Origin of the sequence: Enterobacter sp. kpr-6 (assembly GCF_900116015.1) — a bacterium.
Taxonomy (GTDB): Bacteria; Pseudomonadota; Gammaproteobacteria; order Enterobacterales; family Enterobacteriaceae; genus Enterobacter_D.
On sequence record NZ_FOYH01000001.1, the window covers coordinates 305,096 to 318,514 of the forward strand.

At 51.1% G+C, this 13,419-nt stretch carries 8 protein-coding genes; 5 read left to right on the top strand and 3 right to left on the bottom strand.

What is annotated here, in order from left to right:
• Positions 1 to 63: 63 nt before the first annotated feature.
• Positions 64 to 1,650, bottom strand: a complete 1,587-nt coding sequence (locus tag BM373_RS01445) for a PTS transporter subunit EIIC (RefSeq protein ID WP_090458610.1) — start codon at positions 1,648 to 1,650, stop codon at positions 64 to 66.
• A 170-nt stretch (positions 1,651 to 1,820) separates the two neighbouring features.
• On the opposite strand from BM373_RS01445, the gene BM373_RS01450 reads away from it, so the two are divergent.
• The 4 genes from BM373_RS01450 to rcsC all read left to right on the top strand — a co-directional run bounded on the left by BM373_RS01450 (position 1,821) and on the right by rcsC (position 8,068).
• The gene (locus BM373_RS01450) at positions 1,821 to 2,519 is read left to right on the top strand and encodes a GntR family transcriptional regulator (protein ID WP_090458612.1); all 699 of its coding nucleotides are present in this window, start codon (positions 1,821 to 1,823) and stop codon (positions 2,517 to 2,519) included.
• A 185-nt stretch (positions 2,520 to 2,704) separates the two neighbouring features.
• Entirely contained in the window at positions 2,705 to 4,039 is a 1,335-nt protein-coding gene (locus tag BM373_RS01455) for a 6-phospho-alpha-glucosidase (protein WP_090458615.1), read from the top strand.
• 14 nt (positions 4,040 to 4,053) lie between these two features.
• Positions 4,054 to 5,034: an aldo/keto reductase gene (locus BM373_RS01460; RefSeq protein WP_090458618.1), complete on the top strand. Its 981-nt coding sequence runs from the start codon at positions 4,054 to 4,056 to the stop codon at positions 5,032 to 5,034.
• 187 nt (positions 5,035 to 5,221) lie between these two features.
• Positions 5,222 to 8,068, top strand: coding sequence for a two-component system sensor histidine kinase RcsC (rcsC, locus tag BM373_RS01465; protein WP_090458621.1), 2,847 nt, complete (start codon positions 5,222 to 5,224; stop codon positions 8,066 to 8,068).
• 46 nt (positions 8,069 to 8,114) lie between these two features.
• On the opposite strand, the gene rcsB is transcribed toward rcsC, so the two are convergent.
• Complete coding sequence (gene rcsB, locus BM373_RS01470) at positions 8,115 to 8,768, bottom strand: response regulator transcription factor RcsB (protein WP_090458626.1); 654 nt, start codon at positions 8,766 to 8,768, stop codon at positions 8,115 to 8,117.
• A 17-nt stretch (positions 8,769 to 8,785) separates the two neighbouring features.
• Positions 8,786 to 11,452: a phosphotransferase RcsD gene (gene rcsD, locus BM373_RS01475; protein ID WP_090458629.1), complete on the bottom strand. Its 2,667-nt coding sequence runs from the start codon at positions 11,450 to 11,452 to the stop codon at positions 8,786 to 8,788.
• An 820-nt stretch (positions 11,453 to 12,272) separates the two neighbouring features.
• On the opposite strand from rcsD, the gene BM373_RS01480 reads away from it, so the two are divergent.
• Positions 12,273 to 13,400 (top strand): porin OmpC, encoded by a 1,128-nt coding sequence (locus tag BM373_RS01480; RefSeq protein ID WP_090458631.1) that lies wholly within the window; start codon positions 12,273 to 12,275, stop codon positions 13,398 to 13,400.
• The last annotated feature ends 19 nt before the right edge of the window (positions 13,401 to 13,419 follow it).

Below are 13,419 nucleotides of genomic sequence, written 5' to 3' on the forward strand. Positions count from 1 at the left end.
TATAACAGCCGTATTTAAACAGTGCAAAAGGGAGGCTTAGCCTCCCTTTTTATTGCACGATGGTTAATTCGACATCGCCAGTGCCTCATTGACCTCCTGCCGTACTAATGCCACATGGCTTCCGAAAATGATTTGTATGTTCTGACCATTGCGCACGATACCCATCGGATTCGCCTCCTGGATGATGGATTCATCCACCCGCTCTGGATGACGAATTTCTACCCGCAGGCGGGTATAGCAGTTCTGCACATCAACGATGTTCTCTTTCCCACCCAGGCCCTGAATAATGGCGGCTGAGTTGTATTTGCCCACGGCGTTATCAATCGTGGCGACGGAACCACTCGTTTTTTTCGCTTTGTAATCGGCTTTGGTGTGCAGTTTCATTTCAGCGTCACCGCGACCGAGCGTTTTCAGGTTCAGCTTCGTGATCAGAACCCGGAAGACAATGTAGTACGTCGCACATTGCACGACGCCGAGCAGCAGATAGTAAGGCCAGTCGGTCTTCGCCACGCCCAGCGGGACATTGTACATAATCAGGTCAATCAGGCCGCCTTTCCCGATAGTCACAATGTCAAAGACAGAGACCAGTATCATGAACGCACCGCAGAGAATGGCGTGCACAACAAAAAGGATCGGCGCAACGAACAGGAAAGAAAATTCGATAGGTTCCGTTACCCCAACGAGGATTGAAGAAGCAACGGCAGGCACCAGGATAGCTTTGACATGGGATTTTTTCGACTCATCCGCGCAGTGATACATTGCCAGCGCCGCCCCCGTCAGGCCGAAGATTTTAACCAGCGAGCGGGCATCATAAACCACCGTGCTGGAAAGACGCGTAATGGTGGGGTCCGTCATTTCTGCCAGGAATATGTTCTCAATACCACAGTACGTCTGGCCCGAGACGTGAGCACAGCTGCCGACTTCCGTGAAATGAAGCGGGATCCACAGTAAATGGTGAAGGCCGGTAGGAATAAGAATGCGCTCCATAAAGCCGTAGATCCCCACGCCGATGTGCCCTGATTCCATAATGTGCGAGCCTGCGCCCTGAATGGCGTGCTGCACGGGAGGCCAGATATGCGTGAAAGCAATGCCCAGGAACATGGCAACCGGGATCATGATCAATAAAACGAGACGGGATTCACCGTATAGCGCAAAAGCCCCCTGAATAACTTTTTGGCTGTATTTATTGTGAACCGCAGCGTTGAGGATGCCGACCAGCATACCGACGAAAATCCCCGTATCGACGACCTGCAAACCCAGCACATTACTTTGCCCGGTGCCTTTCAGTTCCCCCTGAATTAACAGGCCGTTAAGACCCATATAAGTGTTCATTGCGTACAGATAAACAAAATACAAAATCAGCGCGTTAAAACCGGCTAAATGCTTATCTTTTTTTGCCAGCCCCATCGACAGGCCGACCGCAAAAATAATATGCAAATTAATCAAAACAGAGAGCGTGCCCCATTTTAAAACCTTTCCTGTGCCGGCAAAAAACGCGTTATCCAGAAAGGGAATGGCACTCACAATGGAGGGATTTGTGACCGCCGCGCCGATAGCAATGGCCAGACCGACCATGGGGAGAACATAAATGGGTGCCAGCATCGCCCTGGATAAGTCACTCAGGTAAGCGGTTATAGCTTGTTTATTCATATCTTTGTTCCATAAAAATAATCAGTGAATATTATTGGATTTATTTGGTCACTTTATTCCTTTATCTTTGTATGACAACTTTAAGGGATGTGTTTTGTGATGTATGACTTATTTTAACCAAATACGTCATGTTATTATAATAAAAATAGTACCAATTAATTGAGGCGAGCATGTTATATATAAAAATCCTGGACGATCTTAAAGAAAAAATTAATACAGGTGTTTATGAGATTGGCGCGGCGCTGCCTACAGAAAAAAAGCTCATTGGAGAATATAACGTCAGCCGGATTACCATCCGAAAAGCCGTCGAGGGACTTGTAAAACTCAATCTGGTGGAGAAGCGCCGCGGCTCTGGTACCTATGTGCTGGGTAAGCAGTATTCCCACGAAATGCGCGGTCTGGCGGGCACCACTGAAATCCTTGTTGGCTGTAACAAAACCGTGAAATACAAAGTCTTTCAGTTCAGCTTGATTACAAACAATGTCTCGGTTCACAAGCTGCTGGAACTGCCGGAAGGCGAGCCGCTCTACTACATCCGCCGGGTAAAATATATTGATGACAAGCCCCATATTGTTGAAGACAGCTACATGCCGGTCTCGTTATTCACCGACTTAAACATTTCAACGCTGGAGAAATCCAAATTTGATTATGTTGAGCGCGATAAAGGGATGCAGATCCAGGGCAGCCGGCAGGAATTTACCGCTGTAGAACCCGATAAAGCGATTATGCAAATGCTGGAGATGGAAAAGAGTTATCCCGTTATGAATTTACGCTCGGTCTCTAATCTGATGGATGGCCGTCGCTTTGACTTTACCGAAGCCTGGTTTCATCCTGACGCCCATAAATTAGCTATTTATCTTCCTCGCTAAAGTGGTCTTATTTATTTATGGGAAATATAACCTATCGTAAAAATAATTAGTGAAGGATCACATAATCTATTTTGAATATTTGTCATGCCGTCCTGTAACGATACGATGCAGCCAATTCAACAAAGGTTATAAGAAAGATAACCTTTTTATATTGCTGGTTTATCTGGAATGAATTGAGGACGGTCATGAACAAACAGGCACAAATCATTGCAATCGCGGGCGGCGGATCAACTTATACCGCAGGTATTGTGAAAGCACTTCTGATGAAAGGCGAAGATTTTCCCGTGGCGGAAATTCGGCTGTATGACATTGATAAAGCGCGCCAGGATAAAGTGGCGATTCTGGTCGATTACGTGGTCAAAACCCACGCCCCTCAGGTGAAATTAATTGTCACGACCGAACCCGAGGTTGCTTTCTCACAGGCCGATTTTGTTTTCGCCCAGATCCGTGTGGGTCAGTACAAAATGCGCGAATCCGACGAAAAAATCCCGCTTCGCCATGGATGCGTGGGCCAGGAAACCTGCGGGGCAGGGGGGCTTGCTTACGGAATGCGCACCATCTTCCCTATGATCGCATTAATCGATTTTATGGAACGCTATGCGAAAGCCACCTGCTGGATGCTCAACTACTCAAATCCGGCCGCAATCGTTGCGGACGCCGTCAACCGTCTGCGCCCGAACGCGCGCGTACTGAATATCTGTGACATGCCGGTTGCGATTCAGCGTAACCTGGCCAACATTCTGGGCGTAAACCGCTACGCGCTTGACGTGGAATACTTTGGTCTTAACCACTACGGCTGGTTCACCTCTGTTAAGGTCGATGGCGAAGAGAAAATCCCGCAGCTTCGTGAGCATATCCAGAAATTTGGGATGTTGACCGAGAAGGAAGTTGAAAATGCGTGCCACTCAGAGCCTTCGTGGATCAAAACCTTCAGCAATACGCAGCCTTTGATGCAAATGTTCCCGGAGTACATTCCTAACACCTACCTGCAGTACTACCTGATGGCCGATGAAATCGTGGCGCACTCCAACCCGGATCGCACCCGCGCCAACGAGGTGATGGAAAACCGGGAGAAGAAAATGTTCGATATGATCGAGCAAATTCGCCTCTCCGACGGCAAGGTCGAAGATAAATTCCACGTTGGCGTGCACGGTGAATTTATTGCTGACGTGGCGATGTCAATGGCTTACGACCTGCGGCAAAAATGGCTGGTGATTATCCCGAACAACGGGCTGATAAAAGGACTGCCGGACGACGCGATGGTTGAAGTGCCTGCGCTACTGGGCCGCGATAAAGTGTATCCCATTCAGGTGGGAAACGTTTCGCACTTCTACCAGGGAATGCTTCAGCAGCAACTGATGTCCGAGAAATGCCTGGTGGATGCGGCCCTTGAAGGCTCTTATGAAAAAGCGCTCCAGGCGTTCACTCTGAACAAAACCATTCCCTCTGCGAGCGTGGCGCGGCAAATCCTTGATGAAATGATCGAGGCAAATAAAGGCTACTGGCCTGAGCTTAAATAACAGGAAATGACGCCATGAAATTTAAGCAAATCAAAGATCTCAGCGCCTCCGCAGTAGGGTTTGGCTGCTGGGCTATCGGTGGGACATGGAATAACGTCACGGACGATGAATCGGTTCGCGCCATCAGAGCCGCCATTGATGCGGGTATTAACTTCTTTGATGTGGCTCCGGTCTATGGCAAAGGTCATGCTGAAACGGTGCTGGGCAAGGCGCTGCAACATGAAAAGCGCCATGAGATCATCATCGCCACCAAGTGTGGTCTGCCATGGTCACAGGATGAGCGCAAAAAAACGCGTAAGGATTTGAGCAGGGCGAGCATATTCAAAGAGATCGACGACTCCCTGATGCGCCTGAAGACAGATTACATTGATTTGTACCAGGTACACTGGCCCGATCCGAATACGCCTGTTTCTGAAACGGCTGCCGCCCTCGCTGAACTTAAGGCACAGGGTAAAATCCGCCACGTTGGGGTGTCCAACTACTCGCTGGAAATGACGCGCGACATGATGGCAGGTACTGAGGTTGCGACTTTTCAGGGGCTGTATAACCTGCTGGAGCAGAATCCTGAGCATTACCATACTATTCCTTTGCAATATCGCGCGCGTGACGAGGCGCTGCCATTTTGCCAGGAGCACGATATCAAGTACTTGCCTTACTCACCGTTGATGCAGGGTCTGCTCACAGGAACGTTAGGTCGCGCGGGTAACTGGGATGAAAACGATGACCGCCGGAATAACCCCAAGCTCAATGGCGAGGCGTTTGAACCTTACTTTAACTGTGTGGAAGAGCTCAAAGCGCTGGCAGCGCAAGCCGGGGTGTCACTGACGCATCTGGCCATTCAATGGCTGGTTGCTCAGGACGAAATCGGGCCTGTCATCGCAGGGGCGCACACGGTTGAGCAAGTGCGAGACAACGCAGCCTCTGTGCAGACCTCTTTCAGCACGGAACTGCTCAGTCGTGCCGAAGCTATCGTTGCACGGTGGCATCTGCAATAAACGCGCTTGCGTGAAGAAATCCCAATGGACTGGCGTTGGGATTTCTCCGTCGGAGAGCTTTTTTTCAGGCAAAGCGCGTTTTTCGGCACGATAACGTGCTCCGGAACAGAGAGAACATTGCGACGCGGGGCTTTTACCGCTACTTTATCCACACTGTTTTAACATTCTGCGGCGGAGCTTCGCCCCCTTGAAATACCTCGTCTCTTTTCGCACCACGCTGAAAGTCTCTCGCTACCTTTTCCGGGCGCTGGCGTTATTACTTTGGCTATTAATTGCCTTATGTTCGGTGTTTTACATCCTGAACGCCCTGCAACAAAAAGAATCTGAAATCCGCAAAGAGTTAACGCTCAGTGCAGAGCAGGCGCAGCGCTACGTCCAGCGCACTTCTGACGTGATGAAAGAGCTAAAGTACATTGCGGAAAACCGCCTGACGGCGGAAGGCGGCGTTCTGACGCCGCGCGGACAGAGCGTCGCCAGTGAGGTGCCGGACTTCCAGCCGCTGTTCCCGGACTCTGACTGTTCCGCGATGGGTAATACCTGGCGCGGGTCCCTCGAATCGCTGGCGTGGTTTATGCGTTTCTGGCGGGATAATTTCTCGGCGGCGTATGATCTGAACCGCGTATTCCTTATCGGCAGTGAAAATCTCTGCATGGCTGATTTTAGCCTGCGTGATGTGCCCGCAGAGCGTGAAACGGCGCTGAAAAGCCTGCATGAGCGCATCCTCAAATACCGTAACGCTCCGCAGGAAGAGCGCGGCAACAACATTTTCTGGATGAGCCAGGGTTCGCGTCCGGGCATGGGCTATTTTTACGCGCTCACGCCGGTGTATCTGGCTAACCGCCTTCAGGCACTGCTCGGCATCGAGCAAACCATCCGTATGGATAACTTCTATACGCCGGGCAGTTTACCGGTCGGCGTCACCATTATTGATGAAAACGGCCATACGCTGATTTCCCTTACCGGGCCGGAGAAGCGCTTTGAAGTGGATCCGCGCTGGATGCAGGAGCGCACCTGGTTTGGCTACACCTCCGGCTTCCACGAACTGGTGCTGAAGAAAAGCCTGCCGCCTTCATCGCTGAATATTGTCTATTCCGTGCCGGTGGATCTGGTGCTGGAACGCATCCGGATGCTGATCCTCAATGCCGTACTGCTTAACGTGCTGGTGGGGATTGCGCTCTTTACCCTGGCGCGGATGTACGAGCGGCGTATTTTTATTCCGGCCGAAACGGACGCCCAGCGCCTCGAAGAGCACGAGCAATTCAACCGCAAAATTGTCGCCTCCGCCCCCGTGGGGATCTGCATTCTGCGTACCCTCGACGGGATTAATATCCTCAGTAATGAGCTGGCGCATAACTATCTCAACATGCTGACCCACGAGGACCGGCAACGGCTGACGCAGATTATTTGCGGTCAGCAGGTTAACTTTGTCGATGTCCTGACCAGCAACAATACCAATCTGCAAATCAGCTTTGTGCATTCGCGCTACCGCAACGAAAACGTAGCGATTTGCGTGCTGGTGGACGTCTCCGCCCGCGTCAAAATGGAAGAGTCGTTGCAGGATATGGCGCAGGCGGCGGAGCAGGCCAGTCAGTCAAAATCGATGTTCCTGGCAACCGTCAGTCACGAACTGCGTACCCCGCTGTACGGGATCATCGGCAACCTGGATCTGCTGCAAACCAAAGAGCTGCCCAAAGGGGTTGATCGTCTGGTGACGGCGATGAATAACTCGTCGAGCCTGCTGCTTAAGATCATCAGCGATATTCTCGATTTCTCAAAAATTGAATCGGAACAGCTCAAAATTGAGCCGCGTGAGTTTTCCCCGCGTGAGGTGATGAACCATATCACCGCCAACTATTTGCCGCTGGTGGTGCGCAAACAGCTTGGGCTGTACTGCTTTATTGAACCGGACGTGCCGGTGGCGCTGAATGGCGATCCGATGCGTCTGCAACAGGTGATTTCAAACCTGCTCAGTAACGCCATCAAGTTCACCGATGTCGGCTGCATCATTCTGCATGTGCAGCGTGCCGGGGATTATCTGTGTATCCGGGTGCGTGACACCGGCGTTGGCATTCCGTCTAAAGAAGTGTTGCGGCTGTTCGATCCGTTCTTCCAGGTGGGGACAGGCGTGCAGCGCAATTTCCAGGGCACCGGGCTTGGGCTGGCTATTTGCGAGAAGCTGGTCAGCATGATGGACGGCGATATCTCGGTGGATACCGAGCCGGGCATGGGCAGTCAGTTTACCGTGCGTATTCCGCTCTACGGCGCGCAGGAACCGCAAAAGCTCGACGTTGATGGGCTTTCGGAAACGACCTGCTGGCTGGCCGTACGCAATGCGTCCCTGTACAGCTTCGTTGAATCGCTGCTTAAGCGTAACGGGATCCGCGCGTTACGCTATGAGGGCCAGACGCCCGATGCGAACGATACGCTGATCGCAGACGATGAACTCAGTGAAAGCTGGCCGGGCAGGGCGGTTATCACGTTCTGCCGTCGGCACATCGGTATGCCGCTGGAGCGTACGCCGGGGCAGTGGGTACATGGCGTGGCTTCGCCGCATGAACTGGTGCTGCTGCTGGCTCGTATTTACAGCATTCAGGTGGAGAGTAACGATCCTTCGCCGACGCAGCAAAATGCCGATTCGCCGGATTCGCGTAATGACGACATGATGATTCTGGTGGTGGACGATCATCCGATTAACCGCCGCCTGCTGGCCGATCAGCTTGGATCGCTGGGCTATCAGTGCAAGACCGCGAACGACGGCGTGGATGCGCTCAATGTGCTGAGTAAAAACCACATCGATATTATTCTCAGCGATGTAAACATGCCGAATATGGACGGTTACCGCCTGACGCAGCGTATTCGTCAGCTCGGCCTGACGCTGCCTGTGGTGGGCGTAACGGCCAACGCGCTGGCAGAAGAGAAGCAGCGTTGTCTGGAGTCTGGTATGGACAGTTGTTTATCGAAGCCGGTGACGCTGGATGTGCTGGAGCAAACGCTGGCGATCTATGCGGAAAGGGTCAGAAAGGCGCGGGGATAAGGTGGAAAGCGCCCCGGCTGCGTTACCGCGCCGGGGACGGGCTACATTACTCTTTGGTGTCTGCCGCGCTCAGCGTAACGGACGAAAGGTAATTAAGCAGGGCGATATCGTTATCCACGCCCAGTTTCATCATGGCCGACTTCTTCTGGCTACTGATGGTTTTGATGCTGCGGTTCAGCTTCTTGGCGATCTCCGTCACCAGGAAACCTTCTGCAAACAGACGCAATACTTCGCTCTCTTTCGGTGACAAACGTTTGTCACCGTAACCGCCCGCGCTGATTTTCTCCAGCAGGCGGGAGACGCTTTCCGGGGTAAACTTCTTCCCTTTCTGCAGCGCCGCCAGGGCTTTCGGCAGGTCGGTTGGTGCACCCTGTTTCAGGACAATCCCTTCGATATCCAGTTCCAGCACGGCACTTAAGATGGCCGGGTTGTTGTTCATGGTCAGAACAATCACGGACAGGTGAGGGAAATGACGTTTGATATATTTGATCAACGTAATGCCATCGCCATATTTGTCGCCAGGCATTGAAAGATCGGTAATCAATACGTGAGCGTCAAGTTTAGGGAGGTTATTGATCAGCTGTGTTGAGTCTTCAAATTCACCGACTACATTCACCCACTCGATTTGTTCAAGTGATTTGCGAATACCGAACAGTACAATCGGATGGTCATCGGCAATAATTACGTTCATATTGTTCATGTATTAGGCTACCTTGCTTACAGCAAGCTCTTGACGTAAGCGTCAATGTCGCTGATGTATTTTTCTATGCCTGGAGCATCATTCTCATGAATTAAATGTTCCAGCGTTTCACATAACTGCTTGCCGGGTACCAGATTTAGCATGGCAAACACCCCTTTCAGTCGGTGTGCTGTCTGTGCCAGCGCAGCGTAGTCGCTTGTCGCGGATTCAGTATACAACCTCTTAACATCGTCGGGTACTGTATCAACAAACAACGCATAATAGCCGCTGGCATGCAGTTCGGCGTTCTCGTCTCCCCCTAATGGTGATTCGGAAACGTCGCCCTGCGCCAGTTGCTCTTCAATAACCTGCAATATCGCTTCCTGCATGGCATTGCTCATATTGAAATTAACACGCCAAAGGCCGGGGCCAATTTTGCGCGCGCCGGGCTCATCATCGCTTAAAAGCAAGCCCGAGGCAGTAAGATTAGACGGATTATCTGTTAAAAAGAGATCATATTCTTGACTGATAAGTCTTTCGTCCGGCGTGATACAGCTCGCCCCCCAGTTTTCCAGCTGACGAACAACAATATGCCGGATGTCGCTGGAGGTAATATCAATCATGGCGACAACATCATCCAACAGCCTTTCTTCAGATTCGCCTTCCTGCGGAAGAGCGGCCATCTTCACATGTAAAGAGTAGCGCGTACCCAGGCTTTCACGCGCTTTAATATTCAGGTGACCACCGAGTTTGCGCGCCAGTTGATTACACAGCCAGAAGGTGAGGGCGTTGGCTTTACCGTAGCTGTCACTCTGGGTGTCGTGCAGGAACGGGAAGTGCAGGTTATCCACTTCGCTTGAGGTTACCCCTTCACCGGTATCCAGAATGCGGAAGGTCAGACGGTCATCAGCCGATTCGTCAGCGTCCACTTCGAGGGTAATCTTGCCGATTTGCGTGGTGGTGACCGCATACTGGATAAGCATGGTCAGAATGCGCGACAGCGCTTCACGATCGCCGTGGCGCTCTTCATTGGCAGGCAAATTATTGTTAATCAGTAATTGCAGGCCCTTACGCTTCACCACCGGCAGGATCTCTGGCACCACTTCGTCAATCAGATCCTGAATGGAGAACATGGTCGGAGAGCCTTTCCAGCTATCGCTCTCCAGCATGTTCGCCAGCTGAATTTCATCCACTACCCGCACCAGTTCATCTGCCTGAAGCGCGAGCTTTTGGCTTTCATCCGAACTGAGCGCAGCGGCACTGGCGGCCAGCGTTTTCACAGGACGCTTCAGCGCATCGCCAATATGCTGCATAAAGGCGGTACGACCCTGCTGATTTTTCTCATACAGACGCTGCGCCTGCTTGAGCTTTTTATTTACCAGCACTTCACGGTCCTGATCGCGGATCACAAAAATCTGCGTACGCGGCACGACCTGGCTGCGGAACTGGCGGATCTCATAGAGTTCGTTATTCACCGTCGCCTGGATCACCCCCTGGTGCTGGTCAGCCATGCTGGTGATGTTCTGTAAATTCAGGTGAGGCAGCAGGTGATCGGCGATCTTATTGCTGATCACCGTGCGGTTGGCTTCCTGATCGTGCACCAGCAGGCCCAGCGGCAGCAGCGAGACGATTTCTTCATTGAGCGCCCGCAGCACGCGCAATTCATTATTCGCGCCCGGCGAAGCGGTGCTTTCAGCCAGACGGCCCGGCTGGTGGCGAAAGGTAGTGTAACCAAACAGCGCCAGTGCCAGCAGACCGATGTTCAGCAGCAGCGGCAGCAAAATGTTTTGCAGCGTGTCGAGCAGCAGCGTACCAAACGGCACCTGCCACACCAGGCGCATCCCGGTGGAATTCAGCGATGACGAGATTTCAATCTGCGAACTGTTGAAATTCACCAGTGCGCTGTCCGCCATCTCTTTATCCTGCGTGCGCAGCGTGGCCTGCGAAGCGTCCTGCTCAAGACGGAAGCTGTCCAGTCCCATGCCCGGCGGGATTAAATCATTAATGGGCAAGTCAAACGCCACCACCGTCGCCAGGTGTCCCGGCTGATTGAAGGTGGTGCGCAGGGTGAAATAGTAGCCATTTTGCCAGGTCAGACGGCGTAATGGAGAGAAACTTTCCCGCTCATCCAGCGCGTTCGCCTGTTGCAGCATCTCGGCGCGGCGGGCGTCCACCACATTACCTACTGCTGAATCTTTAAAGCCGGATGAGAGATCTTTCAACGGCAGTGTGGACACCAGGATCATACTGTTGTCCTGGCCGTTAAGGTAATACATCGACCAGGGAATGGTTTCCGCGCCCCACAGGGTGTCCAGATACGCGGAGATCCGCTGAGTCATTTCAAGCGTGGTGCCATCGTGCGAGCCGAAAATCAGCGCTTCGGTTTTGCGGCGCGGTTTTTCCAGGTAATACACATCCTGTTTTAAGCGCGTTTCCTGTAGCCCTTCAGCGGACGAGGCGGGTGCCGCGGCGATGTTGTCATAAATCTGCCAGGTCGCGTAGCGCCAGGTATCAATGCGCTTATGCATGGCATGGGTGATATCGACAATCTGATAGCTTTTATCTTTCAGCCAGGTATTGACGGCGCTTTGTACCATGACGCCCATGGTCACCAGCAGAACAATAATCAATAAAAGAAAGAAACGGGTAATGCTGCCCGGTATCAGGGAAAACTTGCCAGGGATCATTGTGTCAGATCGACTCATTCGTGTGTGTAACCCGTTATAACAACACTTGAAGATAAGGTCTTTGCGCGCTTAATGTGCGACGAAAACAGGCGATGGACGCGTGTAGTCATTATGTTACGCGGCAGTATACAGCAGGCAGTATAAAGGGTAATGAATGAATTTCCAGATTCATGTGCATGTGTTTGCACGGATGCAGGGATAAAAAAGGATAAACGTTAGCGAAGGGCAAAAGATGGACAATCAACGCGCGCTTGTATAAATATGCGCCGGAATGGGTATGTTAAAAGCACGAAATAACAAGAAATTATAAATTAAAACGTAGCGGTAAAAAGAATTCGCCAATCATATTGTTTAATTAATAGTCATTATAATTTAGTGGAGTTACCACATTATTAGTAATTTCCAGAAAAGCGGCAAAAAAAAACCGAATGCAGAGCATTCGGTCCTAATAGGGGGGTAAACAGACATTCAAAACTGAATGACGGTAATAAATAAAGTTAATGATGATAGCGGTATTTATTTTAGTCGTGCATTGGCAAAGTTTTTTATCATTCAGTGCTGTAAAATTAAACTTATTTAACTGATTGATTTTATTTATAAAAAATAATTTATTGTTTATTTATGCTTTATTCTTTACCGCTTTGTGCTAAATAAAGTTCCGTTATATTTACAAACTGAAACGCGATGGTAGTACTTTGAAACATCTTTAAAGTTTTCGTATCATATTCTTATTGGATTATTCTGTATTTTTGAGGAGAATGAACTTGCAGACTGATTCATACCATCAATCAGAAAGCAGTGGCATATAAAAAAAAGCATATAACAGAGGGTTAATAATATGAAAGTCAAAGTACTGTCCCTCCTGGTACCGGCTCTGCTGGTAGCGGGCGCAGCAAATGCGGCTGAAATTTATAATAAAGACGGCAACAAATTAGATCTGTACGGTAAAGTAGACGGTCTGCATTATTTTTCTGATGACAGCAGCGCAGACGGCGACCAGACCTATGTGCGTATGGGTTTCAAAGGCGAAACACAGGTTAACGATCAAATCACCGGTTACGGCCAGTGGGAATACAACGTTCAGGCTAACGACTCTGAAAGCGCCAGCGATCAGGCCTGGACCCGTCTGGCATTCGCCGGTTTACGCGTAGGTGATGCAGGCTCTTTCGATTACGGTCGTAACTATGGCGTGATTTATGACGTCACTTCCTGGACCGACGTACTGCCAGAGTTCGGCGGCGATACTTACGGTGCAGACAACTTCATGCAGTCCCGCGCAAACGGCGTGGCGACTTACCGCAACACCGATTTCTTCGGTCTGGTTGACGGTCTGAACTTTGCCCTGCAGTACCAGGGTAAAAACGGCAGCGTCAGCGGCGAAAACGTCGGTGGACGCAGCCTGCTGAAACAGAACGGCGACGGTTACGGCGCATCTGTGACTTACGATCTGGGCGAAGGCTTTGGCATTGGCGGCGCAATGTCTACCTCCAAACGTTCCGCTGACCAGAATGCAGCAGGCGTATACGGCGAAGGCGATCACGCTGACGTTTACAGCGGCGGCCTGAAATACGACGCGAACAACATCTACCTCGCGGCACAATATTCCCAGACCTATAACGCGACGCGCTTCGGTACCTCCAACGGTTCCAACCCGACCACCGCGTTTGGTTTTGCTGACAAAGCACAGAACTTTGAAGTGGTTGCTCAGTACCAGTTCGACTTCGGCCTGCGTCCGTCCATCGCTTATCTGCAATCCCGTGGTAAAGACATCTCCAACGGTGCGACCAACTTCGGCGACCAGGATCTGCTGAAATACGTTGATGTGGGCGCGACTTACTACTTCAACAAAAACATGTCCACCTACGTTGATTACAAAATCAACCTGCTGGATGACAACACCTTTACCGACCAGGCGGGCATCAGCACTGATGACGTCGTCGCGCTGGGTGTGGTTTACCAGTTCTAATCGCTTAATATAAAAAGCA